Here is a 25,356-nt window from a genome sequence, read left to right on the forward strand (position 1 = left end):
TTTGTCCTGACAATATTCTGAAGCCGCGGACAAGGTGCCTCGATCGTCACGACGCGACGCGGTACGGCTGGGGCACGGCGCAGGCGGCCGGCGCTCGCAGCGCGGGAAGGGTGATCGGGCGGGTGGCGACGACGTGGTGCGGCCGGCGCACCCGCGGGAACAACACACGCGGGTGGACCTCGGCGCGCCCGGGCAGGGCGCCGGAACCGGCCGGGGCGAGAAGCGCGAACCATCCCGGATGCAGGTTGTCGAGGATGTCGAGCACGCTGATCACGGGCCCGAGCGTACGTGGCAGGCCCGGCAAGGGGCGCCGGGCCTGCCACTGCGGTGGTGGTGGTTACTCCGCGGCGGGGGTCAGGACCACCTCGGCGGAACCGGTCTGGCCGTCGGCGTCGGTGTACTCGGCGACGAAGACGGCGGCGAGGTTCTCGGCACCGGCGTGACCGGGGTCGATGAACGTGGTGATCGAGCCGCTACAGCCCGAGGTGGTGGACAGCGGGTGGCCGTGCTGGTCGTGGCCGAGGATGTAGGACACCTCGACGTTGGCGCAGTTGACCGGGCTGTCGTCGACGACGGCGACCTCGAAGTTCACCGTGTCACCGAACTCGAAGGGCTGGCCCTCGGTGGGTGTCACGAACGAGACGGTGGGCGCCACCGGGCCGACGTGCAGCAGGAACTCCGCGGAGGCGGACCGGCCGGTGGAGTCGGTGACCTTCAGGGTGGCCCGGTAGTCGCCGTTGGCGGTGTACGTGTACGACGGGTACGGGTGCCGCGAGTCGACGTCACCGTCGGCGTCGAAGTCCCAGGCGTACCGCAGCGCGTCACCGTCGGGGTCGACCGTGCCGGCACTGGTGAAGTTGACCGTCATCGGGGCGGATCCCACGGTCGGCTCCGCGTTGATCTTCACGATCGGGGTCTTGTTCGTCGGCGCGTAGTCGATCCGGGCGAGCTGCGCCTCGGGGTTCTCGGCGAAGTAGCCGTCGCCGTACTCCAGGACGTAGAGGGCGCCGTCGGGGCCGAACTCGAGGTCCATCGGGTTGTCGAAGACGATCGACGGGAGGACCGACTCGATGGCCGTGACCTGGTCGTCGTCGTTGAGCGTGAACGCCTTGACGTAGTCGCGGGTCCACTCGTAGAACAGCGGCTTGCCGTCGAAGTCGGCCGGCCACCTGGTGGGCGACTTGCTGCGCCGGTCGTACTGGTAGGCGGGGCCACCCATCGGGCCGATCCCGCCGGTGCCCAGCTGCGGGAACTGGGCGCTGGCGCCGTACGAGTAGACGACCTCGGCCTTCTCGACCGGCGGCAGATTCCGCAGCCCGGTGTTGTTGGGCGACGCGTTGACCGGCTGCGCGCAGTTGAACGGCTGCCCGGAGGTGTTCGTGGCGAAGTCGTAGTCCACATAGGGCATGTCCGGCGCCACGCAGTACGGCCACCCGTAGTTGGCGGGCTTGTCGATGGCCATCCAGCGGCCGTGCCCGGCGGGCCCGCGGGCGGCGTTGGGCTGGTTGGCGTCGGGCGAGTAGTCGGCCATGTAGACCACGCCGGTCTGCTCGTCGACGTCGAAGCGGAACGGGTTGCGCAGACCCATCGCGTAGATCTCCGGGCGGGTCTTCGGGGTGCCCTTCTTGAAGAGGTTCCCGCGCGGGATCGAGTAGGTGCCGTTCGGCTTGACCGTGATCCGCAGCAGCTTGCCACGCAGGTCGTTGGTGTTGGCCGAGCTGCGCTGGGCGTCGAAGGCCGGGTTGCGGTCCGGGCGCTCGTCGATCGGCGTGTAGCCGGAGGAGGCGAACGGGTTGGTGTCGTCACCGGTGGACAGGTACAGGTTGCCCTGCCCGTCGAAGTCGATCTTGCCGCCGACGTGACAGCAGATGCCGCGGTCCACCGGGACCTGGAGGATCTTCTGCTCACTGGCCAGATCGAGGGTGTTACCGCGCAACTTGAACCGGGACAGTTGCAGATGACCCTTGAACGGGGCGAAGTCGGCGGCGGTCCCGGTCTCCGGCGCGTTGCCCTCGTTGACCGACGGGGTGGCCGGGTCGTCCGCCGGGGTGTTCAGCACCGGGGAGTAGTAGACGTACACCCAGCGGTTGCGGCTGAAGTCCGGGTCGATGGCGATGCCCTGCACACCCTCCTCGTCGTGCAGGTAGACCGGGATGGTGGCGGCCAGGACGTTGCGGCCGGTGCGTGGCTCGTGGATCCGGATCTGCCCCTTGCGGGCGGTGTGCAGCACCCGCTTGTCGGGCAGGACGGCCAGCGCGATCGGCTCGCCCGGGAAGTCGTTGAGGGTCACCTTCTGGAAGTCGCCGTCCGGCGGCGGGGCCGCCTGGGCGGGGTTTCCGAAGCCGGCGATTCCGGTGGTGGCGAGCAGGACCGCGGCGGCCGCGGTGAAGAGTCGTCGCATGTCAGTACCTCAGTCCGGTCAGGTACTGGTAGCCGACGCGGGCGGTGTCCAGGGCCTGCGCCGGGGTGCGGGGCGGGCTGCCGGCGTCGTCACGTTCCACGATGTACTCGATGAGCCCGGCCTCGGCGGCCCGGCGGAAGACGCGCTCGAAGTCGATCAGGCCGGCGCCGGGGTCGGCGAAGGCACTGCTGACGTCCATGTCCTTGACGTGGACCTGCTTGATGCGGCGGCGGTTCTTCTCGATCAGGTCGACCGGGTCGGCGGCACCCCGCCACGCCCAGTAGATGTCGACCTCGAGATGCACCAGGCGCGGGTCGGTCTCCTGGGTGAGGATGTCGAAGCCGGTGCGTTCGCCGCCGTCCTGGCGCAGGAACTCGTTGTGGTGGTTGTGGTAGCCGAAGCTGAGCCCGGCCCGGCGGGCGAGTTCGCCGGCCTTGTTGAGGTCGGCGGCGAAGGCGCGGTAGGCGGCGCCGTTGCGGATCGGGCCGTTGGCGTCGGTGCCGAAGTACGGGTGGACGATGAACTTGTTGCCGACGATCGCGGCGTCCTCGAGGGCCCGCTTCCAGGTCTCGGCGTTCCACGGCTGCGGGATGCCGGCGTGCCCGGAGGTGGCGCGCAGCCCGGCGTTGTCCAGGGCGGCGCGGAACTGGGCGGCGGTACGGCCGACGAAGCCGGCGTGCTCGACGCGGGTGTAGCCGATCGCGGCCAGCTGGGTGAAGCTGCCCTCGAGGTCGACGGCGAGCTGGTTGCGCAGGGTGTAGAGCTGCACGCTGATCTGGTCGCGGGGAACCCGGTGCGGGGACTTCCCCCCGCCGGCCGCGGCGGGCGAGCCCAGTGCGGTGGACGCACCGATCGCGGCGGCTCCGGCGGCTGCGGCGCTCAGCAGGCTACGGCGGCGCACCGGGGTCTTCTGGGGTGGTGACTCGTGCATGCGGTGGTGCCTCCGGTTTCGGAAATTGAACTCGGATGGCATGCGGGAGCGGGTGTCGGCACCCGCATGCGGCAACTTTCGTGCAGAGCGGTTTCCGTACCGCACGTTACCGCGTATTCACGTTCGTAACTAGAGAAACATATGGATGAAATCGTCGAAACTTTCGACGGGGGCAACAAAAGGGCAGGACGGAGTGGCCGGGCGCGACAGCACCCGGCCCCCGAAGGACGGCGACTACTGGTTGGAGGAGAAAGCGGCGTCGAACGCGGCCGACGGGGCGTCGAACGCCAGCCGGCGCACGAACTCCAGGGCCTCCGGAGCACCGACCAGCCGGTCCATGCCGGCGTCCTCCCACTCGATGGAGATCGGGCCGTCGTAGCCGATCGCGTTGAGCGCCCGGAAACAGTCCTCCCACGGCACGTCACCGTGACCGGTGGAGACGAAGTCCCAGCCGCGCCGCAGATCGGCCCACGGCAGGTGCGAGCTGAGCCGCCCGCGCCGCCCGTCGCCGGTGCGCACCTTCGCGTCCTTGCAGTCCACGTGGTAGATGCGGTCGGCGAAGTCGAAGATGAAGTTGACCGGGTCGAGCTCCTGCCAGACGAAGTGCGACGGATCCCAGTTGAGGCCGAAGGCGGGCCGGTGCCCGATCGCCTCGAGGGTGCGCTTGGTGGTCCAGTAGTCGTAGGCGATCTCGCTGGGGTGCACCTCGTGGGCGAACCGGACGCCGACCTCGTCGAAGACGTCGAGGATCGGGTTCCAGCGGTCGGCGAAATCAGCGTAGCCGCGTTCGATCATCGACGGCGGGACCGGCGGGAACATGGCCAGGGTGTGCCAGATCGACGAGCCGGTGAAACCCACGACGGTCCGCACACCGAGCGCCGCCGCGGCCCGGGCGGTGTCCTTGATCTCCTCGGCGGCCCGGCGGCGCACACCCTCGGGTTCGCCGTCGCCCCAGATCCGGGCGGGCAGGATGTCCCGGTGCCGTTCGTCGATCGGATGGTCGCAGACGGCCTGCCCGACCAGGTGGTTGGAGATCGCGTACACCTGGAGGTTGTGCTTGGCCAGGGTCTCGCGTTTGCGCTCGATGTAACCGTCGTCGGAGAGTGCCTTGTCGACCTCGAAGTGGTCGCCCCAGCAGGCGATCTCCAGGCCGTCGTAGCCCCAACCGGAGGCCAGCCGGCACACCTCGTCGAACGGCAGGTCGGCCCACTGGCCGGTGAACAGCGTGATCGGTCGTGCCATCGTCTCACTTCCTCGCAGCAGTGTCCCAGTACAGCGGGATTCAAGGCCCGGCGCGAGGAGCCGGAGAGGGCGAGCGGGCAGGACGGGCAGCGGCGGGTATGCCGGGGTGGGTTGCGCCTCCCGTCCCGGGCACCGCTGTGTCCACGGTCGCCGCAACCCACCCTAGTAGCGGTCGTACGTCTAGGGAAGACGCCACTGTTGGTTGGCGCCGGAGTGACAGTCCCAGAGGTGGATCTGCCGGCCGTCGGCGGAGCCGCCGTTGCTGATGTCCGGGCACTTGCCGGCCAGGCCGACGACCGGCCCGGTGCCGGCGTTCCCGGTGGAGCGGCCGAGGGTGAAGTCGTCGACGTCGAACAGCCCCGTGCCGGTGCCGGTGAAGGTCAGATACAGGACCTGCGATCCCGGGGGTACGTCGCTCAGGCTCGCGGTCACGTCGGCGTAGGTGCTCCAGCCCCGCCGGCGCTGGTGAACGACTCGGCCTGCACGGTCGGCCCGCCACCGCCGCCGGTCAGCTCCCTGATCCGGACGTTGCGGAACGACGCGTCGTCGCCGTCGCCGTGGTTCTGCAGGCCGATGTGTCCGGCGAGGGACCGTACCGGATCGGTGTTGGTGAAGTCGTTGATCCGGACGCTGTTGAGGAAGACCTGGAGCCGCTCGCCCTCGACGCGGATCTCGTAGGTGTTCCACTCCCCCGGCGGGTTGAGCGCGGCGTCGCGGGCGGCGATGTCGGCAGCCTTGAAGGTGTAGACGGAGCCGGTGGTGCGGTCGGCCGCGTCGGTGGCGTCGATCTGGATCTCGTAGCCGTTGTTCACCGCCGACCACGGGTCGGTCGACGCCGGGAAGCCGACGAAGACCCCGGAGTTGTCGTCCCCGGCCAGCTTCCAGTCCAGTTTCAGCGAGTAGTTCGTGAACTGCTTCGCCGAGTACCAGTACAGGCCGAGGCCGCCGGTGGAGGTCAGCGTGGCGTCGGCGTTCGTGAAGGCGCCCGGGCCGGCCTGTGACCAGTGTTCGGGAGAGTCTGCGCACGGGGATCTCCTCAAAAAGGGAGTGCCGGTCCGGGGATCAGGCAGGGGTGGCGGTGCCGTCCCCCGAAGCGAAGATCGTCCGCCGCGCCGCCGGCGTCACTACTCTGAAACAGTAAGGAAGCCATCGACTTTTGTCACTATGAACGGAACTTCTCAACGTTCCCGGTGGACCGTCTCGTATGCCAGCGCGGTCAGCGCGTCCTCCACCTCCGCCGGGATCCCCGCTCCCGCCAGTGCCGACAGGGCCGCACCCACCCGCAGTTCGATGAGGCGTTCGACGCCGTCCCGGGCGCCGGTGTCGACGATGATGCGGCGCAGTTCGGCCGCACCGTCCTCGTCCAGGTGAGAACTGCCCAGCAGCGCCCGGATGCGGGCCGCCTGCCGTTGGTCGGCGGCCTCCCGGGCCAGCGCCATCATCACCGTGCGTTTGCCCTCGCGCAGGTCGTCCAGCACCGACTTGCCGGTCACCGCCGGGTCGCCGAACACCCCGAGCACGTCGTCGCGCAGCTGGAACGCGTCGCCGAGCGGGTCGCCGAAGGCCGCGTACGTCTCCAGCAGCTTGTCGTCGGCGCCGGCCAGAGCCGCACCGATCTGCAACGGCCGGGTCACCGTGTACCGGGCCGCCTTGAGCCGGATGACGGTCAGGGCACTGGCCGCCGAGCCGTCGCCGACCCCGGAGACCAGGTCCAGGTACTGACCGGCGATCACCTCGGTACGCATCGCGCCGAAGATCGCGTAGCCACGGCTGATCTGCTCGTCGCTGAGCCCGCAGCCGTGGAACATCTGATCCGCCCACGCCGCGCACAGGTCACCGCAGAGCAGGGCGGTGTTACGCCCGTAGCGGGCCGGGTCACCCCGCCACGCCGACCGGGTGTGCAGCTCGGCGAAGAGGGCGTGCACCGACGGCTCGCCCCGGCGGCGTTCACTGCCGTCCATGATGTCGTCGTGGATCAGCGCGAACGCGTGGAAGATCTCCAGCGCGGCCGCGGCGGTGACGATGCCGGGGCCGTCGTCACCGCCGGCGCTGCGCCATCCCCAGTAGCAGAACTTCGGCCGCAGCCGTTTACCGCCGGCCAGCACGAACCGCTGGATCGTGCTGAACAGTCCCCGCGGTGTCCCCTCCGGCCACTGTGGACCCTGCTCGGTCAGGAAGTCGGCGAGCCGGGCGTCGAATCGGGCCCGCAGCGTCACGGCGCCCTCCCCTACCGGCCGGCCAGGCGCAGCAGCAGGCTCTTCACGTCGGTCGCGGCGATCCGGTCGACGGTCACCGTCTCGTCCGAGCACAGCAGCACCGGCGCGTCCTCGGCGTTGTCCGGCAGACGACCGTGCGAACCGCGTACCGCCGCCGCCCCGGCATCCAGGCCGACCACCTGCATCAGGTAGCGCATGCCGAGCTTCTTGCGGGCCAGCGCGACCGCGGCCCGCCGTTTCGCGGCGGCCGGCCCGGCCGGGTCGAAGAACAGCTCCGCCGGGTCGTAGCCGGGCTTACGGTGGATGTCGACCAGCCGGGCGAAGTCCGGGGCGCGATCGTCGTCGAGCCAGTAGTAGTAGGTGAACCACGCGTCCGGATCGGCCACCAGCACCAGCTCACCGGAGCGTTCATGGCCGAGACCGTCGAGCACCTCGGCGACTCCCGGCAGATCGCCGAGCAACGCCGCCACCTTCGGGACGTCGGCCGGGTCACGGACGTACACGTGGGCGATCTGATGGTCGGCGACGGCGAACGCCCGGGACGTCCACGGGTCCAGGTACTCCATGCCCGCCTGGGTGTACACCCGCAGCAGGCCGTTCTCGCGCAGCAGCCGGTTGACGTCGACCGGCCGCCGGACCGGGGTGATGCCGTACTCCGACAGCGCCACCACCGTCGCGCCGCGTGCCTTCGCGGCGTCCAGCAGCGGGCCGAGGACCTCGTCGAGTTCGGCCGCGGCGGCCGCCGCACGGGGATCGTCCGGGCCGTGCCGCTGCAGGTCGTAGTCCAGGTGCGGGACGTAGACCAGCGTCAGGTCGGGGTCGTGGACGGCCATCACGCGTTCCGCGGCCCGGCAGATCCACCGCGACGACGCCAGTCCGGCCCCCGGCCCCCAGTAGGAGAACAGCGGGAACGTACCGAGCGCGGCCGTCAGGTCGTCGTGCAGTTCGGGCGGGTCGGTGTAGCAGTCGGGATCCTTGCGGCCGTCGGCGTGGTAGATCGGCCGGGGCGTGACCGTCCAGTTCACGTCGGCGCCCATGGCGTACCACCAGCAGATGTTGGCGACCGTGTAGCCGGGATCGGTACGGCGGGCGGCCTGCCAGATCTTCTCGCCGCCGACCAGGGCGTGGTGCTGCCGCCAGAGGAACACCTCGCCGAGGTCCCGGAAATACCAGCCGTTGCCGACGATGCCGTGCCCGGCCGGGGTCTCCCCGGTCAGCAGGGTGGCCTGCACGCTGCACGTGACGGCCGGGAGCACCGGGTCCAGGCGGGCGGTGGCGCCGAGCGCCCGGAGCCGGGGCATGTGCGCGAGCAGGCGCGGAGTCAGCCCGACCACGTCGAGGACCACGAGTTTCGTCATGCTTTCACCCCGGTCAGCAGGTCGCGGGTCCAGGCCAGTTCACCGGCGATGCCGTCGGCCAGTTCCGCGGGTGAGGTGGGCCGCTGCCCGGCGGGCAGGACGTCCCAGGTGTAGGTCTCGACGTCGAAGTGGTCGCAGTCCACCACGCCCAGGGCGTCCCGCAGCAGCGGTGTGGTGGCGGTCAGCGGCGGCTCGGGTGGCGCGTGCAGCGGGACGTGGAAGTGGATGCGCCACGGGCCGGGCGGGTTCTCGGTCAGGGCGATGTCCAGGTCGTCACAGGCGTGACCGGCGGCGCTGCGAGTCTGGTGCAGGAACCGGGGTTCGGCGTACCGCTCGAGCACCGGGCGGGCGGCGACCGGGTCGGCGACCTCCAGCGCCGCCGACACCTGCACCTTGACGATCGGGATCCCGGCCGTGGCCAGCCTGTCGACGGCCGCTTTCGGGTCCTCCCAGGCGCAGGCCAGATGGGCCAGGTCGAGGCAGACGCCGAGCCGGTCGGTGTCGGTGCCGGCGAGCATGTCGACGGCCTGGGCGGTGGTCTCGGCGACGCAGCCCGGTTCGGGCTCGAACGCGACCCGGACCACCCGGCCGGTCTGCCAGGCGATCTCGGCCAGCCCGCCGGCGAGCCGGTCGAGCATGTGCCGGGCGGCGTCGCGCTGTTCGGTCGGCCACGGCTCACGCCAGGCCAGCGGCAGCGTCGACACCGAGCCGCGCTCGGCGTCGGCGGGCATCAGGTCCACCAGGATGCGGGCCAGGTCCAGGGTGTAATCGAGGCGGGCGGTGGTGGTCCAGTCGGGCTGGTAGACGGCGTGTTTGACCACCGGCGCCTGGAACGCCTCGTAGGGGAAGCCGTTGAGGGTGACCACCTCCAGGCCGCGGACGTCGAGTTCGCGGCGCAGCAGCCGGCGGGCCTCGCCGTCGTCGGCCAGGGCGGCGGCCACCGGGGCGGCCAGCCACAGTCCGAGGCCGAGCACGTCGGCGGCCAGGCGTTCGCGGACCGGTACGGCGTACGTGTCGAGCTGTCCGATGATGCCGGTGAGATCCTCGGCCGGGTGCACGTTGGTGCAGTAGCTCAGGTGCACCGGCCGCCCGTCGGGACGGCGCAGCCGCATCAGCTGCCCCCTCGCAGGATCGAGCTGCCCTCGAACAGCGGCCCGGTGTCGGCGACGTCGCTGAGGTCGAGCCGTCCGGACTGCCCATAGAACGCGACCGGATTGCGCCACAGCACCAGGTCCACGTCGTCGTCGCTGAACCCGGCGGCGAGCATCGCCTCGCCGGTGCGCAGGGTCAGCAGCGGATCCGAGCGCCCCCAGTCGGCCGCCGAGTTGACCAGCACCCGGTCCAGGCCGTGCTCGCGCAGGATCTCCACCATCCGCGGCGGCGACATCTTGGTGTCCGGGTAGATCGAGAACCCCATCCAGCAACCGGAGTCGTGCACGGCGGCGACGGTCACCTCGTTGAGATGGTCGACGACCACCCGGCCGGGGTCGATGCCGCTCTCCCGGACCACGTCCAAGGTCCGTTTCACGCCGTGCGCCTTGTCCCGGTGCGGGGTGTGCACCAGCGCCGGAAGCTCGTACTCGACGGCCATCGCCAGCTGGGCGGTGAACGCCTCGTCCTCCTCGGGGGTCATCGAGTCGTAGCCGATCTCACCGACCGCCACCACCGAGTCCTTGTCGAGATACCGCGGGACCAGGTCGAGCACCGGACGGCAGCGGGGGTCGTTGGCCTCCTTCGGGTTGAGGGCGATGGTGGCGTGGTGGCGGATGCCGAACTGGGCGGCCCGGAACGGCTCCCAGCCGACCAGGGAGTCGAAGTAGTCGGCGAACGAGCCCGGGTTGGTGCGTGGCTGGCCCAGCCAGAACGCGGGCTCGACGACGGCGCGGACACCGGCCGCGGCCATCCGCTCGTAGTCGTCGGTGGTGCGTGAGGTCATGTGGATATGCGGGTCGAAGATGCGCACGGGACCTCCAAGGGGGACGGTCAGGGGATGCGGTCGAGCAGGCGGTGCGCGTCCGGGGGCAGCTGCCGCCCGGCCGCCTCGCGCTCCGCGCGGAGAGCGGCCACCATCGCCGCCAGCTCACGGTCGGCGCGCTGGTCCAGGTCGTGCACGTTCGTCAGGGGTACGGCCAGGAAGACGCACTTGAGGACGGCATGCCGCCACGCGTGCTGGTCCAGGTTCCGGGCGTACGGGCCCAGCGCCGCCGTGAGGAGCCGGGTGTCGTTGGTGCGGATCGCGTCGTGCAGCAGCGGCACCGCTTCGGCCCCGAGCGGCAGCAGGGGCAGCGCGGTGAGGACGGCCAGTTTCTCGTTCGGGTCGCCGTGCCGGTACAGGTCGTCGATCCAGTGGGGCAGCACGTCGGCCGGCAGAGCCCGCAACAGCCGGGTCCGTGCCCCGATCACGTCCGGGCAGTGCCGGCCCGCCGCGGCGAACGCCCGCACGATCGCCGGTGGGTCGGCGCCGACCCTCGCGACGGCGTCGGTGAGCCATGCGTTCTGTTCCATGACGCCTCCTCTATTTCTGGGCGGCCCGCAGGAACTCCAGGGACTGTGCCGCCACGGTGGGGGCGGCGTGGGAGTGCCGGGGCAGTTCCACCGCGACGAGCCCGGTGTATCCGGCGGCCGACAGGGCGGCCAGCACCGGCGGGAAGTCGATCTCGCCGGTGCCGAATTCCAGATGCTCGTGCGTGCCCCGCCGCATGTCGTCGATCTGCACGTTGACCAGGTGTTCGGCGACCGCGGTGACGCAGTCGGGAACCGGTTCGGGCTCCAGGCAGCGACAGTGTCCGATGTCGAGGGTGATCCCGAATCCGGCGGGCGCGCCGAGGGCGGCGTGCAGTCTGCGCCAGGCGGCGATGTCGTCGACGAGCATGCCCGGTTCCGGTTCGAAGCCGAGCGTGACGCCCTTCTGCCGCGCCGCGGTGAGGGTCCGGGCGCAGCCGTCGACGAGCCGGTCCCAGGCGGTGGTGTCGTCGACGTCGGGGGGTTGGATGCCGGCCCAGAACGACACCGCCTCGGCGCCCAGGTCGGCGCCGATGTCGACGGCCCGGCGCAGGAAGTCCAGCCGCAGCTCACGGCCCTCCTCCAGCAGCGTCGGGGAGTGCTTGCGCCACGGGTCGAGCAGGTAGCGGGCGCCGGTCTCGATCACCACGCCCAGGCCGAGTCGTTCCAGCCGGGCGGCCACCGCGGCCACCCGGCGCGGCAGGTCCGCGGCGAACGGGTCGAGATGGTCGGTGTCGAGGGTGAGCGCGACCCCGTCGTAACCGAGGTCGGCGATCACCGCGAGGGCGTCGTCGAGGCGGTGGTTGGCGAACCCGTTGGTGCCGTACCCGAACCGCAGACCCGCCCCGGTCCGATCCTGCTCTGCCACCGCGATCATGTCGGGCTCACCACCTTGGCCAGGCGTTTCGCGGCGACCGCGGCGCCGGCGACCGCGATGCCCGCGACCGGGGAGCCGGCCCGTGCGGTCAGGGCGCCCTGCAGTGCCGGGAACGCGGTGATCCCGGCGGCCACCGCGTTCTGCAGCGCGGCGGCGTCCGGGCGGGCGACGGCACGCTGCTGGGCGGCACCGAAACGGGCCGCGTACCAGGCCGAGAGCAGCCCGGCGGCCGGGGTCTGCCGCGATGCCGCGAGGCCGGCGACGACCGCGGTGCCGGCGAGGGTCACCGACGGCAGCGCGGCGTCGGCGCCGGTCGTCTCCCGGCGGGACAACACCGTGATGAGGTACGTGTGAGCGGCCACCGTGAGCGCCGCGGGCAGTGCCGCCCGATGCCGCCCGTGGCCGACACCGAGCAGCACGTCGAGGCCACGGCAGGCCGCCATCACGGCCGGTCCCGCCACGGTGTTCTTGGCCACCAGGTCGTAGGTCCAGACCGCCCCGGCCAGCGGCGCCGCGACCGCGAGCGCCCGTTTCCCCCCGGCCAGCGCGGCCAGCCCCAGTCCCGCACCGGTGAGGCCGGCGGCGATACCGAGGGCGGTGGCCGGGCTGACCCGGCCGGACGGGATGGGCCGTCCCGGCCGCTCGACCGCGTCGATGTGCCGGTCGGCCCAGTCGTTGGCGGCCATCCCGGCCCAGTAGAGGCAGACCGAGGCCCCGGCCAGCCCCAGGGTCCGCGGGCGCAGCGTGCCCGCGGCGGCCGCCCCGGCGACGACGTCACCGGGAACCGAGAGGGCGGCCGGCGCGCGGACCAGCCGGGCGATGTCCCGCCAGCCGGTCATGCGGTCGCTTCGGAGTCGGAACCGGCCGCTGCCGGACCGGGACCCGCCGCTTCCGGACCGGACCTCCCCGCTTCCGGGCCGGACCTCGCCGCTTCCGGGTCGGGCCTAGCCGCTTCCGGGTCGGACCCCGCTGCTTGCGGGCCGGGACCCGCCGCTGCGGTGTCGAGGCCGGCGGCGAAGTCGACGAGCAGCCGCCACTGGTCGGCGAGGCCGTGCGGGACGTCGCCGAGCGGGTCCTTGAAGAAGAACGCCAACTCGGTGAGCGGGCCGGAGCGTCCGGCGGCGTGGGCGGCGGCGGTCAGCCGGGCCAGGTCGAGCACGAGCGGGGCGGCCAGTGCCGAGTCGCAGCCGTGCCAGGTGAATTCGAGGCGCATCCGGGTGCCCAGGAACCCGGCGAACGTGACCAGGTCCCAGGCGGTCTTGAAGTTGCCGATGTCCTCGACGTACTCGATGCGGACCGTGCCCTGCGGCTGCTGCCCGAGCGTCTCCTGGAGGACCCGTTGCTTGCTGGCGCTCTTGGCGCTGTTGGCGGCCGGGTCGGCGAGGTTGGCGCCGTCGCCGCCGCCGAGCAGGTTGAACCCCGACCAGGTCCGCACGTCCAGGTGGCGCTGGGCGAACATCGGGGCCAGCACCGATTTGAGCAGGGTCTCACCGGTCTTGCCGTCGCGTCCGGCGTACGGCAGCCGCTGTCGCCGCGCGAGTTCGTCCAGGGCGGGCAGCCGGGCCCCGGTCGACGGGGTGAAATCGACGTAGGGGCAGCCGGCCCGCAGCGCGGCGTAGGCGTAGAGGGCGCTCGGCGGCAGCACCGGGCGTTCGGTACGCAACGCGTCCTCCAGCAGGGCGAGGCTCGCGTGGGCGGGATCGTCGTCCGGGACCGGCTCGGTCGAGGCGACGTTGATGACGACGACCCGGTCCAGATCGTGCCGTTCCCGGAACTCCACCAGGTCGGCGACGATCAGGCCGGCGGTCGCCGCCTGGGTGGCGACGTGCGGCAGCGGCCGGATGTCGGCGTCCACCGCGGTCAGTTCGGTGTGCACGGCGGCCACCAGCGACGCCGGGACCACGCCGGCGTCGGCGAGGGCCTCGGCCCGTTTGGTCAGCGGCACCGGCGACGGGTCGTGGCCTCCGAAGACGAGGTCACCGAATCCGGGCAGGGCGGGACTGCGCAGATCGGGTAGTTCGGTGACGCAGCCGGTGGGCGCGGCCAGGCCGGCGCGCAGGGCGAGAGCTCCGACGATACTGGTGACCGCGACACTGCCGCGGCCGCCGACCAGCCAGACACCCAGGGACATGACTCCTCCGATTCGTTGGCGGCACGTGCGGCGGTCAGGCGGAGCCGGTGCGGCGTTCCGGCTCCGCCTGCCGGTCATCGGGCCACCCGGGCCGGGCACGGGAATCCCTTCCGTGCCCGTGCCGGGTGGCGGTTCCTCCTCGCCGTCCGTCCGGACACGGGGCGCACCGTGGCCGGACCCTCGCGGACGGCGGGGAGGTTCATACGGCAGTGGTCAGGCGGCCACCTCCGCGAGGATCGGCTCCACGTCGGTCCAGGCCGAACCGTGGTCGGCGGAGCGGATCACAGCGTCCAGCACCAGTTGCACCTGTAGCGCGTCGGTGAACGACGGGGTCGGGTCGGCACCTGTCGCAATCGCTTCGACGAGGTCGCGGGCCTGATGGGTGAAGGCGTGCTCGTAGCCGATGCCGTGGCCCGGCGGCCACCAGGCCGACAGGTACGGGTGATCGGGTTCGGTCACCAGGATGCGGGTGAAGCCCTGCTCGCCGGACGGCCTGGTGGCGTCGTAGAACTCCAGCTCGTTCATCCGCTCGAAGTCGAACGCCACCGACCCGCGCGATCCGTTGATCTCCACGCGCAGCCCGTTCTTGCGGCCGGTGGCGAACCGGGTGGCCTCGTACGTGGCGATGGCACCGCCGTCCAGCCGGGCCAGGAACAGCGCGGCGTCGTCGACGGTCACCGGGCCGGTGGCGATGGGCGTACCGTTGCCGGAATTGTCCTCCGCGGCGGCGCTGAGCCCGCTGGAGGCCTGCGGCAGCGGCCGTTCCTTGACGAACGTCTCGGTCAGCGCGGTCACCCCGGTGATGCTCTGACCGGAGACGAACTGGGTGAGATCGATGATGTGCGCCCCGATGTCACCGAGGGCGCCGGAGCCCGCCTTGTCCTTCTGCAGGCGCCAGACCAGCGGGAACTGTGGATCGGTGATCCAGTCCTGGAGGTAGGCGGCGCGGATGTGCCGGATGTCGCCGATCCGCCCGTCGGCGACCATCCGCCGCATCAGGCTGACTGCCGGAACACGCCGGTAGTTGAATCCGCACATCGACCGGATGCCGGCCGCCTCGGCCCGGACGGCCGCGGCGGCCATCTCCCGGGCCTCGGCGATCGTGTTCGCCAGTGGCTTCTCGCAGAGGACGTGCTTGCCGGCCGCGAGGGCCGCGAGGGCGATCTCGGCGTGGCTGTCACCGGGCGTGCAGACGTCGATCAGGTCGATGTCGTCACGGGCGACCAGTGACCGCCAGTCGGTGGTGTGTTCCTGCCAGCCGAGCCGGGCCGCCGCGGCGGCGACGTTCGCCTCGTCACGGCCGCAGACCGCCGTCATCCGGACGTGCAGCGGCAGGTCGAAGACACGGTTAACGGTGCGCCACGCCTGAGAGTGCGCGGCGCCCATGAACGCGTAGCCGACCATGCCGACCCGCAAGAGTGATTGCGTGGACAAGATGGGTCTCCCCCCGTACGCGGTCAGAACCCGAGCTGGATGTAGCTGCTCGCGTTCTCCTTCGTGATGGTCTCCGATGCCAGCACGATCTCCTTGGGAACCTGGAGTTCCACCAGGTCGGCCAGGCCCTTCTTCTGGCCGATCAGCCGGGCCAGGGAGATCGCCGAGGAGGCCATCGACGGGCTGTAGGTGACCGTCGCCTTGAGTACCGTGTTGTCGGCCTGGATCGTCTCGATCGCCTGCTTGGAGCCGGCGCCGCCGACCATGATGAACTCCTTGCGGCTCGCCTGGTTGATCGCGGCGAGCACGCCGACGCCCTGGTCGTCGTCGTGGTTCCACAGCGCGTCCATCCGCGGCAGCGCCTGGAGCAGCTGGGACGCCTCCTGCTGTCCGGAGTCGACGGTGAACCGGGCGGCCCGCCGGTTGGCGACCTTGAAACCGGCGGCGGCCAGCGTTTCGGTGAAGCCCTTGGACCGGGTCTGGGTCAGTTCCAGCTCGTCCATGCCGGCGATCTCGCCGATGATCGGGCTGCCCACGCCCTTGGCCTTCATCTGGGCGATGATGTAGTCGGCGGCGGCCACGCCCATGCCGTAGTTGTCGCCCATGATCTGGGTGCGGTAGGCGCGGGCGTCGGGGAAGGCGCGGTCCAGGTTGACGACCGGGATGCCGGCGGCCATCGCCTCCAGACCGAACGAGTTGAGCTCCTTGCCGTCGTGCGGGAGCAGCACGATGACGGTGGGCTTCTGGGCGATCAGGGTGGACAGGGCGGCCCGCTGGGCGGCGGCGTCGGCGCCGGCCTCGACCGACTTGAACTCCACGTCGCTGAAGGTCGCGGCCTGCGCCTTGGCGTTGTTGGTGATGGCGGCGATCCAGCCGTGGTCGGCGGCCGGCGCGGAGAAGCCGATGGTGACCTTCGTGCCGGGTGCCGCGTTGCCGCCGCCGCTGGTGTCGGCGGCCTTGGTCTGAGCCGTGGTCGGGGCCGCCTCGTTACTGGTGCAGGCGGTCAGAAGGGCTCCCGCACCCACCGCGGCGCCGCCGAAGAGCAGCCGGCGTCGCGACAGGTCGGAATTGATCTTGGACATGACCATCTCCTATGTCTTAAAGAGAACGGAGCGTTTCAGGGTGTACGGATCCCGGCGGCCGTCGACGTGGACGGTCACCCGGGGGGACGTGCTCGCGTTATGTGCTGCTGGTGATCCGGTTACGGGCGAAGAACTGTGTGACGGACTTGAAGCGGAACTGCTGAACCAGGACAGCGGCGACGATGATGCCGCCCTTCACCATGTTCTGGGCCTCGGTGGAGAGGCCGTTGATGGCGAACAGATTCGTGATCGTCGCGAAGATCAGGACGCCCAGGATGGAGCCGACGATCGTGCCCCGTCCGCCGCTCAGGAGGGTGCCGCCGATGATCGCCGCGGCGATGGCGTCCAGTTCGTACAGGTTGCCCATGGCCGCCTGCGCGGACGTCGCCTGCGAGGTGAGCATCACCGCCGCGATGCCGCAGCAGAGACCGGACAGCCCGTACAGGAACATGGTGTGGCGTTTGACGTTGATGCCGGCCAGGCGGGCGGCCTCCGGGTTGCCGCCGACGGCGACCGTGCGGCGGCCGAACGTGGTGCGGTTGAGCAGGATCCAGCCGGCCACGGCGACCGCGCCGAGGATGTAGACGAGCACCGGGATCCCGAGGATCTTGGTGCTGGCGATGCCGTTGATGAAGGTGTTGGACGAGATCTGCGTCTGCTTGCCGGAGATCGCCGCGGCCAGACCGCGGGCCGCGACCAGCATCGCCAGGGTCGCGATGAAGGGCACGAGACGGCCGTACGAGATGAGCACCCCGTTGACCAGCCCGACCGCCACGCCGACCACGATCGCCGTGAAGATCATGCCGGCGGCGCCGTAGGACTGGGTCGCCAGCGTCGTACTCCACACCCCGGCCAGGGCGACGATCGCGCCGACCGACAGGTCGATGCCGCCGCCGATGATGACGAAGGTCATGCCGACCGTCACCACGCCGACCACCGACGCCAGTTGCAGGATGGACAGCACGTTCGTCCACACCCAGGTGGAGTTGCCGTACAACTCGGGCTGGGTGATCGCACCGATCACGATCAGGGCGGCGAGCACACCGACCAGGACCAGGTTGCGGGTCACCGACTCACCGGACTCGCCGGCCCACGGCCGTTTGCGTCCGCCCGGCAGAGCGGGCTCGGGGCCGGGCTGCGCCGGCGCCTTCAGCCCGGTGCCTTCGCTGAGGGTCACGCTGGCGCTCCTTCCATGAGCGACCCCGCCATGACGAGGTCGAGCACCGTGTCTTCGTCGATTTCGGTGGAGGGTGCCTCGTGGACGACCCGGCCCTCACGCATGACGAGCACGCGGTCGGACAGGCCGAGCACCTCGGGCACCTCGCTGGAGACGAGCAGTACGCCGACACCCTCGGCGGCGAGACCGCGGATCACCCGGTACAACTCGGCACGGGCGCCGACGTCGACTCCCCGGGTGGGCTCGTCGAGCAGCAGCAGCCGGGTGTCGCCGAGCAGCCAGCGCCCGACGACGACCTTCTGCTGGTTACCGCCGGAGAGGGTGCCGACCGGGCGGCGTACGTCGAGGGGCCGCAGGTCCAGCGAGCCGGCGATCCGGTCGGACTCGGCGCGCTCGCGGCGGGCGTTGGTGAAACCGAGGCGGGCCAGTCCGGTGAAGGTCGCCAGGGTCATGTTGCGGTAGATCGGCTCGCCGAGCAGCAGTGCCTGACTCTTGCGCTCCTCGGGGGCCATGCCCATGCCGGCCCGGACGGCGGAGCCGACGCTGCCGGGGCGCAGGGCCTTGCCGGCGAGTTCGACGGTGCCGGTGTCGGGCCGGCGGGCGCCGTAGATGGTCTCCAGCAGTTCGGAGCGGCCGGAGCCGACCAGCCCGGCGATGCCGACGATCTCGCCGGCGGCGACGCTGAGCGACACGTCACGGAACTCCCCGGCCCGGCTCAGATCCCGTACGCGCAGCAGCTCCTCGCGCGCGACCGGCTCCGGGCGGGGCGGGAAGACGTACTCGATGGTCCGGCCGGTCATGCGGCTGACCAGCTCGCTGGTCGGGGTCTGCGCGGCGGACAGGTTCGACGCGGTGGTACGGCCGTCCTTGAGAACGGTGACCCGGTCGCCGATCTCGCGGATCTCGTCGAGGCGGTGCGAGATGTAGATGACCGCGATGCCCCGGGCGGTGAGCCGCCGGATGATCCGGAACAGGTTCTCCACCTCGTCGTGGGCGAGCACCGCGCTGGGCTCGTCCATGATCAGCAGCCGGGCCTCCTGGGACAGCGCCCGCGCCATGCTGACCACCTGTTTCCCGGCGGCCTGCAGGGCGTGCACCATGCGGCGGGCCGGGATCTCCTCGTGCCCGAGCGAGCCGAGGATGTCCCGGGTGCGGTCGGCCATCGCGCCGCGGCGGATGAACCCGAGGCGGCGCGGCTCGTGACCGAGGAACACGTTCTCGGCCACCGTCAGGTCGTCGACCAGGTCGAGTTCCTGGTAGATGGTGGCGATCCCGGCCTTCATGGCGGCCTGCGGGTTGCTGAAGGCGACCGGCTCGCCGAGCCACTCCACGGTGCCGGAGTCCGGGCGGTGCACGCCGGACAGCACCTTGATCAGGGTGGACTTGCCGGCGCCGTTCTGCCCGAGCAGACAGTGCACCTCGCCGGCGCGGACCTCCAGTTGCACGCCGTCGAGGGCGCGGACCCCGGGGAACGTCTTGACCAGGTCGGTGAGACGCAGCACCACCTCGTGGTCCTTGTCGTCGGCCATCACGGCCTCCCCCTTCTCGTTGCGGGACGCCGCACCGCCGGCACCGGGGCCGGTCATGACGCCTGCTCGAAGGCCACGTCGCTGGCCAGCACGGCCGCGCCGGTGACACCGGCGCGCGAACCCAGCTCGGACAGCACGATCGGCAGGTTGCCGGTGGCCAGCGGCAGCGACCGGCGGTAGACGGCGCTGCGGATCTCGGCGAGCAGGATGTGTCCCAGCTGGGCGAGACCTCCCCCGATGACGATCATCGAGGGGTTGACGAAACTGACCAGCGACGCCAGCACCGAGCCGATCCGGTGCCCGCCCTCGCGGATCAGCTTGATGCAGGTGACGTCACCCTCGGTGGCGCCCTCGGCGACGTCGCGGGCGCCGACCCGGCCGTTGGCGGCGAGCCGGTCGGCGAGTGCCGGAGAGGTCCCGGAACGGGCGGCGACCAGGGCCTCGCGGGCCAGTGCCGTGCCGCTGAACAGGGCCTCCAGGCAGCCGACGTTGCCGCAGGAGCACATCGGGCCGTGCGGGTCGACCTGGATGTGGCCGATGTCGCCGGCGCATCCGTCGGTGCCGCGGTAGACCTCGTCGTTGAGGTAGATGCCGCACCCGATACCGGTGCCGACCTTGACGAACAGGAAGTCCCGCACGCTGTGCGCGACACCGCCGTGCTGCTCACCGACGGCCATGATGTTCACGTCGTTGTCGACCACCGCGGGGCAGCCGTGCTCACGGGTGAGCAGCTCACGGACACCGAACCGGTCCCAACCGGGCATGATCGGCGGGGAGACGGGCACCCCGTCGCGGAAGCTGACCGGCCCGGGGACGCCGATGCCGATCGCGTCGAGCCGGTCGTAGGCGCCGTCGACGCGGGCCTTGGCGAGCAGCTCGTTGACCCGGTGCAGGGTCGCCTTGGGGCCGGAGCGGATGTCGGCCTCCTCGGTGTACGCCGCGACCGGTTCGAGGCGGCCGTTGGTGACCTCCACGTCGATCGAGCTGGCGCCGAGGTCGACGGCGGCGAACCGGAGCCGGGAGTGCAACTCGACGAGGGTGGAACGCCGCCCGCCGCGGGAGGCGGCCATGCCGGCTTCCACGACGAAGCCCTGGGCGACGAGACGTTCGACCTCGGCCAGCAGCCGGGGCCGGGGAAGTTGCAGGCGATCGGCCAGCTCAGCCCGCGAGATGGCGCCCTCGTTACGGAGCAGGCGCAGCAGCTGCAGGTAGGGGGGATCGATCGTCATACGCACGGTTGACCTCATATCCGCACGCCACGGCGTGCCCGAACCCGTCGGGTGTGACATCCATGTTTCGTCTATGTGTTACATGCGCCACAGTAGAAGGCTTTGCTGTCAGTGTCCACAGCTTCTTCATGATCTACATCAAACTTTTGATGGATCATGCAAAAGCCTGTGGCGAGCCCGGACAGGCGACGGTTAGGGTCACCGGCATGCCGGACTCCACCGCCCTCCCGTACGACGCCGTGCTCTTCGACTGCGACGGGGTGCTCGTCGACTCCGAAGCCATCACCAACACCGTGCTCCGGACGATGCTGCACGAACTCGGCTGGCCGATCTCCGCCGCCGACTGCTTCCGGATCTTCGTCGGCCGGGCCCTGCGCGACGAGACCGCGGTCATCGAGGCCCACACCGGTTACACCGTGACCGACGACTGGCTGGACGGATTCCGCAAGCGCCGCAACGACGCGCTCACCCTCGACCTGCTGCCCATCCCCGGCGCGGTCGACGCGGCCCGTGAGATCGACCGCCTCTACCGCGGCCGGCTCGCCTGCGCCAGCGGCGCCGACCGGCACAAGGTGGAACTGCAACTGACCAAAGTCGGTCTGGACACCGTCTTCGCCGGCAAGATCTTCAGCGGCATGGAGACGCCACACAGCAAGCCCGCCCCCGACGTCTACCTGGCCGCGGCGGCCGCGCTCGGCGTCGACCCGGCCCGCACCGCCGTCATCGAGGACACCCCGACCGGCGTCCGGGCCGGCGTGGCCGCCGGCGCCACCGTCTTCGGCTACTGCCCGCCGGACAGCCCCGCACACAACGACCCGCGGGTGCTGCTGGAAGCCGGCGCGTCCCACATCTTCACCGACATGGCCCGGCTGCCCGCGGAACTCAGCCACTGACGGGCGCGGCGCCGAATCCCGCACGCGGCTTCCCGCCAGGACTCAGCCGTTGACGTAGGCCCGGCGCCGAATGCCGCACGGGGCTTCCCGTGGGGCTCAGCGGTTGACGTAGGCGGCCAGGCCGCCCAGTTCCTCGCTGGCGATGAACACCGAACGTACGGTGATGATCGCTTCTTCGACGTGGGCCGGGCAGCCCCATGCCGCGTCGCCCCACGAGTCGGCCAGCTTGATCTCCGCCGGTGCGGTGCATCCGGCGGCACCGCCGAGCTGACACCGCTCGGGATGCGGGACGGTGGCCTGCGCGGCCGCGGCCGCGTGCACCTGTGCGGTCAGCGCAGCCGCTGCGGCGGCACGCTGCTCGGCCTCGGCACGCAACCGCTGCTCCGCGCGGACCGCCTCGGCCAGCGCGTCGTGCGCGGCCCTGGCCCGCTCCTCGGCGGCCAGCCGTGCCTGCTCGCTGTGGTGCCGCTCGATGGCGAGCGCGGCCGTGCCGGCGAAGACCCGGGCGAGGGCGAGATCGGACTCCTGCGGCACGCTGGGCGTGCGGTGATACATGGCGAAGGTGCCCAGCAGGCTGCCGTCACGGGCCAGGATCGGCGTGGACCAGCAGGCGGCCAGGCCGGCCTGCCCGGCGAGGTCACGGAAGTCGGTCCAGAACTCGTGGGTGGTGATGTCGGTGACGATCACCGGCTCGCGCCGGTATGCGGCGGTGCCGCACGAGCCGACACCGTCACCGGTGGCGATGCCGTCGATGGCCTCGTTGTAGAAGTCCGGCAGGCTGGGGGCAGCGCCGTGGCGCAGATGCCGGCCGTCGGGATCGGCGAGCAGGACCGAGACCAGCACCTCCCGGGGCGCCAGGTTCTCGATACTGCGGGCCATCCCGTCGAGCACCTCGGACAGCGGCGCCTGCCGGGCGATCTGCTCCAGCAGGGCGCGATGCTCCGCCATCAGCTGCTGCGCCCGTTTGATCTGGGTGGTCTCGACCCCGATCAGGTGGATCCCGGTGACGGCTCCGCCGGCGTCGCGCCGCGGCTCGCAGGTGACGTCGAAGAACGCCTCCCCCGCGAACGGGGCGGTCGCGAGCACGACGCGGACATCTCGCCCGGTGAACGGCTCGCCCGTGCGGTGCACCCGGTCGAGCACCTCGATGAAGCCCTGATCGGCCAGCTCGGGCGAGAACTCCGCGAACGCGACGCCGGCCTGCCGCGAGCGGCCGCCGAAGGCGTCGACGAACGCCTGATTCGCCGTCTCGACCAGATGCCGCGGCCCGGTGAGTGACGCGAAGACGGCCACCGACTGCCCGAACAGGGCCCGCTGGTCCTCCTCCGGGCGCCCGCCCGTCACCGCCGTCATGATCGTGCCGCCTCTCGCCGGGGCCCTCAACTTACGCCGACGACCCGGCCGGGGCGACTCGGCGGCCGCTCAGGACGCCGACGTGTCGCGGGAGTGCTCGATCAGGGCCTCCACGTGCTCGGCGGGCATCGGGCGGGCCAGCAGATCACCCTTCCCGAAACGGCAGCCGGTGGCGTACACCGTCGCCAGGTCGTCGTCGGTGGACAGACCGTCGGCGATCACGTCCATGCCGAGCCGGCGGCCCAGGGTGACGGCGACGTCCATGATCGCGCCGGCCGCCGGGGCGGACTCCGGCCGGCTGAACACCGTCCGGTCCACCTTCAGCACGTCGACCGGGAGGACCCGCAGCCGGCTCAGCGAGGTGGGCCCGGCACCGAAGTGCCCCACCGCCGTACGCACGTCGCTCATCCGCAGCCGCCGCAGGTGCTCGGCGAGCCGCTCACCGGACTCCGGCCCCTGATGCAGGTCGTCCTCGCTGACCTCGACGACGAGCGCCGACCGGGGCAGGCGATGCGCCGAGAGAACCTCGTCGAGCCCGGAGTGGAAGATCTCGTCCCCCAGCTCACCCGGCCGGACGCTGATCGAGAACCACAGCGGGTGATACCGCTCCCGCCACGCGGCGACCTGCCGGCACGTGCGGTGCAGCGCCCACCGGCGCAGGTCGCCGAGCACGCCGAGATCCTCGGCCAGCGCCAGCAACTCGTCGGCCGGCAGCCGGCCCAGTGAGGGGTGGCGCCAGCTGAGGATCGCGTCGACCCCGACCGGCTGCCGGCCGGAGAGTTCGAACACCGGCTGAAAGAGCAGCTCGACCTCGTTGCGGTCGATGGCCGTCGGCAGGTCCTGTTCGAGCGTCGACCGGCGTACCAGCCGTTGCTCGATGACCTCGTCGTACCACTCGACGCCGCCGGGAGGCTGGGACCGGGCCACCCGCAGCCCGAGTTCGGCGCGGCGCAGCACCTCGTCGACGTCGGTGTCCGGGCACAGGTCGCTGAGACCGGCCCACACCTGGAGATGCGCGGTGGCCCCGTCCAGCTCGTAGGGTGCGGTCAGGGCGGTCACCAGCTGGTTGGCGAGCAGGTGCGCGCCGATCGCGCCGTTGCGGGTGACCACCGCGAGCCGGGCGTCACCGACCCGGGCCGGGACGTCGGTGTCACCGATGCGGGTACGCACCCGGCGCGCCGCCTCGACGAGCACCGTCGCCGAGCGTTCCGAGCCGTGCACGTCGGCGATCGCGGTGAGACCGCCGAGTTCGAGGACGAGCAGCGCGCCGCCGTCGGCGGCCGCCGGGCCGGCCCGGCGCAGGCCGCGGGTGTTGGCCAGCCCGGTCAGCGGATCGAGGTGGGACGCCTGCTGGAGAGCCTGCTCGAGTTCGCGCTGGTCGGTGACGTCGCGGATGTGTAGCACGATGCTGCGGCCGGGCATCGCGGGATCGGCGCCGCCGACGGTCCACTCGGTGTCCCGCCAGCGGCCGAAGCCGTCCCGGAACCGCGCCGACACCGCCTGTGCGTCGGCGAGATCGAACCGGTCCTCGTGCAGCCGCCCGGTCAGGAACGCGCCGACCGCGGCGGCCTGGTCCCGGTGCACGTGCGCGGTGATAGGGCGGCCGAGAACGTCCTGATCGGACAGCCCGAAGAGCCGTGCCGCGGCGGGCGACTGCCAGCACACGGCCAGGCCGGTGTCGAGGACCACCGCCACGTCGGAGGAGCCGAACATGAGGCTGCGCAGCCGGTTGCCGTGATGGGTGAGCAGCTCGGCGTGCCGGCGCAGGGCGATGGCCGAGACGAACTCGCGGGAGGCCACCGCCAGCAGGGCGATCACCGCCAGGGCGATCGCGGTGGCATCGAGGTCACCGCCGTGCACCAGCCGTGCCACGACCGCCACCGACGAACCCAGCACCGGCAGGGCGAACAGCGGGAACCCCGCCGCCGGCTCGCCACCGGCGGGGACCGGTGGCCCGGCATCGGGATCGACCCGGACGCTGCCCCACCACATCACCCAGGCCGCGACGTTGACCGCGGCACCGGCCGCGACCGCGGCGAGGGCCGAGTTGGGGTTGGCCGGATTGTCCGCGGCGATCACCTGCGCGGTGAGACACGTCAGCGCGAGGGCGGCGCCGGGACCGGCCCATCGCAGCGACGCGCGGTGCCGGATCGCGTGCACCCCGGCGACCGCGGCGGTCGCCGTCGCGACCGCGCCGAGGAAGGCCGCGATCGCCGAGGGACCCCGCAGGTAGCCGTCGCTGAAGATCAGCACCCAGGTCGGCAGGAGGAGGCAGGCGGAGACCCCGACGACGTCGAGACAGACACGCAGCCGGCCGAGCGGGTCGCGGTGCTGATGCGGGCGCAGCAGACCGGGCAGGGTCACCAGGACGACGAGGACCAGACTGATCAGGCAGAGGCGCGCGGACAGGGTGACACCGTCGACGGTGACGTCCGGCACGACGAGGGTGATGACCGCGCAGGCCAGGCCGGTGGCACCGGTGAGCAGCAGGGCCGCGCCGAGCAGCAGGGCACGGAACCGTGGCCCGGCAGCCGCCCCCCGGTGGACGGCCCGGAGCATCACCACGGCCGGGACCAGCACTCCGGCGGCCAGCAGACCTCCGGCCGTGGTCAGGGGCAGCAGCACCACGACGGCCAGGGCCCAGGCCACCCCACCCGCGACGAACGTCGATGGACGCACCGACCGGAGCGCATTCATGCGGCACATCTTACGGAGCCCGACCCGATCTCCTGACACGCCGTGACCGGTCGATGACGGGATGCCGGGATCCTTCAGTGACCGGCACGCCGGCCGATGGTGCGGGCTGTTGCCCTGCTCGGTGAGGAGTCGGATGAACGGCGAAGCTACGGCCCGGTACCCCGGCACCCGAGCCCTGGTGGGTGTCTCGGGGACGCTGGCGGTGCTGGCCGTGACGGTGTTCGCCGTGAACGTCGCCGGCGTCCGTACCCCCGTGCCGTTGCTCTGGGCCGCGATGCCGTTGTCGGCGATCGTGGCGCTGATC

22 protein-coding genes are annotated in these 25,356 nt (G+C 71.5%); 1 reads left to right on the forward strand and 21 read right to left on the reverse strand.

The genetic code is table 11. The annotated features are described in order from the left end of the window. Positions 1-46: 46 nt before the first annotated feature. The 19 genes from BC793_RS00425 to BC793_RS00515 all read right to left on the reverse strand — a co-directional run bounded on the left by BC793_RS00425 (position 47) and on the right by BC793_RS00515 (position 20,109). Complete coding sequence (locus BC793_RS00425; RefSeq protein WP_109588523.1) at positions 47-274, reverse strand: hypothetical protein; 228 nt, start codon at positions 272-274, stop codon at positions 47-49. A gap of 63 nt (positions 275-337) precedes the next feature. Continuing rightward, a complete protein-coding gene (locus BC793_RS00430) occupies positions 338-2,401 on the reverse strand; it encodes a PQQ-dependent sugar dehydrogenase (protein WP_109588524.1) in 2,064 nt (687 codons plus the stop codon). 1 nt (position 2,402) lies between these two features. Further along, a complete protein-coding gene (locus BC793_RS00435) occupies positions 2,403-3,332 on the reverse strand; it encodes a sugar phosphate isomerase/epimerase family protein (RefSeq protein ID WP_109588525.1) in 930 nt (309 codons plus the stop codon). Positions 3,333-3,566: 234 nt separating this feature from the next. Next, positions 3,567-4,574, reverse strand: coding sequence for a sugar phosphate isomerase/epimerase family protein (locus BC793_RS00440; RefSeq protein WP_109588526.1), 1,008 nt, complete (start codon positions 4,572-4,574; stop codon positions 3,567-3,569). A 180-nt stretch (positions 4,575-4,754) separates the two neighbouring features. Continuing rightward, on the reverse strand, positions 4,755-5,006 hold the full coding sequence (locus tag BC793_RS52740) for an RICIN domain-containing protein (protein WP_109588527.1): 252 nt from the start codon (positions 5,004-5,006) through the stop codon (positions 4,755-4,757). Beyond that, a complete protein-coding gene (locus tag BC793_RS50480) occupies positions 5,003-5,614 on the reverse strand; it encodes a 3-keto-disaccharide hydrolase (protein WP_373871197.1) in 612 nt (203 codons plus the stop codon). The genes BC793_RS52740 and BC793_RS50480 overlap by 4 nt, the downstream gene beginning before the upstream one ends. Positions 5,615-5,752: 138 nt before the next feature. Beyond that, a complete protein-coding gene (locus BC793_RS00455) occupies positions 5,753-6,790 on the reverse strand; it encodes a polyprenyl synthetase family protein (RefSeq protein ID WP_109588528.1) in 1,038 nt (345 codons plus the stop codon). Between the two features lie 11 nt (positions 6,791-6,801). After that, positions 6,802-8,148 (reverse strand): alkaline phosphatase family protein, encoded by a 1,347-nt coding sequence (locus tag BC793_RS00460; protein WP_109588529.1) that lies wholly within the window; start codon positions 8,146-8,148, stop codon positions 6,802-6,804. Next, the gene (gene eboE, locus BC793_RS00465; RefSeq protein ID WP_109588530.1) at positions 8,145-9,260 is read right to left on the reverse strand and encodes a metabolite traffic protein EboE; all 1,116 of its coding nucleotides are present in this window, start codon (positions 9,258-9,260) and stop codon (positions 8,145-8,147) included. The genes BC793_RS00460 and eboE overlap by 4 nt, the downstream gene beginning before the upstream one ends. Then, positions 9,260-10,111 carry a TatD family hydrolase gene (locus tag BC793_RS00470; protein ID WP_109588531.1) on the reverse strand — a complete coding sequence of 284 codons (852 nt, stop codon included), beginning with the start codon at positions 10,109-10,111 and terminating at the stop codon, positions 9,260-9,262. Before BC793_RS00470 ends, eboE begins: the two co-directional genes overlap by 1 nt. A 20-nt stretch (positions 10,112-10,131) precedes the next feature. Then, positions 10,132-10,653 carry an EboA domain-containing protein gene (locus tag BC793_RS00475; RefSeq protein WP_109588532.1) on the reverse strand — a complete coding sequence of 174 codons (522 nt, stop codon included), beginning with the start codon at positions 10,651-10,653 and terminating at the stop codon, positions 10,132-10,134. Positions 10,654-10,663: 10 nt separating this feature from the next. Next, positions 10,664-11,527: a sugar phosphate isomerase/epimerase family protein gene (locus BC793_RS00480; RefSeq protein ID WP_109588533.1), complete on the reverse strand. Its 864-nt coding sequence runs from the start codon at positions 11,525-11,527 to the stop codon at positions 10,664-10,666. Beyond that, a complete protein-coding gene (locus BC793_RS00485) occupies positions 11,524-12,366 on the reverse strand; it encodes an SCO3242 family prenyltransferase (RefSeq protein WP_109588534.1) in 843 nt (280 codons plus the stop codon). Before BC793_RS00485 ends, BC793_RS00480 begins: the two co-directional genes overlap by 4 nt. Continuing rightward, positions 12,363-13,658 (reverse strand): inositol-3-phosphate synthase, encoded by a 1,296-nt coding sequence (locus BC793_RS00490; protein ID WP_109588535.1) that lies wholly within the window; start codon positions 13,656-13,658, stop codon positions 12,363-12,365. The genes BC793_RS00485 and BC793_RS00490 overlap by 4 nt, the downstream gene beginning before the upstream one ends. Before the next feature lie 213 nt (positions 13,659-13,871). Then, a complete protein-coding gene (locus BC793_RS00495) occupies positions 13,872-15,062 on the reverse strand; it encodes a Gfo/Idh/MocA family protein (RefSeq protein WP_203896097.1) in 1,191 nt (396 codons plus the stop codon). Between the two features lie 53 nt (positions 15,063-15,115). Next, positions 15,116-16,174, reverse strand: coding sequence for a substrate-binding domain-containing protein (locus tag BC793_RS00500; RefSeq protein ID WP_109589048.1), 1,059 nt, complete (start codon positions 16,172-16,174; stop codon positions 15,116-15,118). Between the two features lie 97 nt (positions 16,175-16,271). Beyond that, positions 16,272-17,291, reverse strand: coding sequence for an ABC transporter permease (locus BC793_RS00505; RefSeq protein ID WP_239169820.1), 1,020 nt, complete (start codon positions 17,289-17,291; stop codon positions 16,272-16,274). Between the two features lie 56 nt (positions 17,292-17,347). Then, entirely contained in the window at positions 17,348-18,880 is a 1,533-nt protein-coding gene (locus BC793_RS00510; RefSeq protein WP_109589049.1) for a sugar ABC transporter ATP-binding protein, read from the reverse strand. A gap of 53 nt (positions 18,881-18,933) precedes the next feature. Continuing rightward, positions 18,934-20,109, reverse strand: coding sequence for an ROK family transcriptional regulator (locus BC793_RS00515; RefSeq protein ID WP_109588537.1), 1,176 nt, complete (start codon positions 20,107-20,109; stop codon positions 18,934-18,936). A 206-nt stretch (positions 20,110-20,315) separates the two neighbouring features. Between BC793_RS00515 and BC793_RS00520 the strand changes: the two genes are divergently transcribed. Continuing rightward, entirely contained in the window at positions 20,316-21,002 is a 687-nt protein-coding gene (locus tag BC793_RS00520; protein ID WP_109588538.1) for an HAD family hydrolase, read from the forward strand. 96 nt (positions 21,003-21,098) lie between these two features. On the opposite strand, the gene BC793_RS00525 is transcribed toward BC793_RS00520, so the two are convergent. Together BC793_RS00525 and BC793_RS00530 are read right to left on the reverse strand one after the other, a co-directional pair. After that, on the reverse strand, positions 21,099-22,355 hold the full coding sequence (locus BC793_RS00525; RefSeq protein ID WP_109588539.1) for a GAF domain-containing protein: 1,257 nt from the start codon (positions 22,353-22,355) through the stop codon (positions 21,099-21,101). Positions 22,356-22,424: 69 nt separating this feature from the next. Beyond that, positions 22,425-25,052: an EAL domain-containing protein gene (locus BC793_RS00530; RefSeq protein WP_146246144.1), complete on the reverse strand. Its 2,628-nt coding sequence runs from the start codon at positions 25,050-25,052 to the stop codon at positions 22,425-22,427. Between the last annotated feature and the right edge of the window lie 304 nt (positions 25,053-25,356).

The sequence above is a fragment of the Actinoplanes xinjiangensis genome (assembly GCF_003148685.1).
GTDB classification, from domain to species: Bacteria; Actinomycetota; Actinomycetes; order Mycobacteriales; family Micromonosporaceae; genus Actinoplanes; species Actinoplanes xinjiangensis.

Bases quoted from the DNA above. Each gene is read 5' to 3' on its own strand.
- BC793_RS00435 (WP_109588525.1), bottom strand. From the start codon at position 3,332: ATGCACGAGTCACCACCCCAGAAGACCCCGGTGCGCCGCCGTAGCCTG.
- BC793_RS00490 (WP_109588535.1), bottom strand. From the start codon at position 13,658: ATGTCCCTGGGTGTCTGGCTGGTCGGCGGCCGCGGCAGTGTCGCGGTC.
- BC793_RS00525 (WP_109588539.1), bottom strand. From the start codon at position 22,355: ATGACGGCGGTGACGGGCGGGCGCCCGGAGGAGGACCAGCGGGCCCTG.
- BC793_RS00530 (WP_146246144.1), bottom strand. From the start codon at position 25,052: ATGAATGCGCTCCGGTCGGTGCGTCCATCGACGTTCGTCGCGGGTGGG.
- BC793_RS00430 (WP_109588524.1), bottom strand. From the start codon at position 2,401: ATGCGACGACTCTTCACCGCGGCCGCCGCGGTCCTGCTCGCCACCACC.
- BC793_RS00440 (WP_109588526.1), bottom strand. From the start codon at position 4,574: ATGGCACGACCGATCACGCTGTTCACCGGCCAGTGGGCCGACCTGCCG.
- BC793_RS00475 (WP_109588532.1), bottom strand. From the start codon at position 10,653: ATGGAACAGAACGCATGGCTCACCGACGCCGTCGCGAGGGTCGGCGCC.
- BC793_RS00480 (WP_109588533.1), bottom strand. From the start codon at position 11,527: ATGATCGCGGTGGCAGAGCAGGATCGGACCGGGGCGGGTCTGCGGTTC.
- BC793_RS00495 (WP_203896097.1), bottom strand. From the start codon at position 15,062: ATGGTCGGCTACGCGTTCATGGGCGCCGCGCACTCTCAGGCGTGGCGC.
- BC793_RS00500 (WP_109589048.1), bottom strand. From the start codon at position 16,174: ATGTCCAAGATCAATTCCGACCTGTCGCGACGCCGGCTGCTCTTCGGC.
- BC793_RS00510 (WP_109589049.1), bottom strand. From the start codon at position 18,880: ATGGCCGACGACAAGGACCACGAGGTGGTGCTGCGTCTCACCGACCTG.
- eboE (WP_109588530.1), bottom strand. From the start codon at position 9,260: ATGCGGCTGCGCCGTCCCGACGGGCGGCCGGTGCACCTGAGCTACTGC.
- BC793_RS00485 (WP_109588534.1), bottom strand. From the start codon at position 12,366: ATGACCGGCTGGCGGGACATCGCCCGGCTGGTCCGCGCGCCGGCCGCC.
- BC793_RS00460 (WP_109588529.1), bottom strand. From the start codon at position 8,148: ATGACGAAACTCGTGGTCCTCGACGTGGTCGGGCTGACTCCGCGCCTG.
- BC793_RS00515 (WP_109588537.1), bottom strand. From the start codon at position 20,109: ATGACGATCGATCCCCCCTACCTGCAGCTGCTGCGCCTGCTCCGTAAC.
- BC793_RS00520 (WP_109588538.1), top strand. From the start codon at position 20,316: ATGCCGGACTCCACCGCCCTCCCGTACGACGCCGTGCTCTTCGACTGC.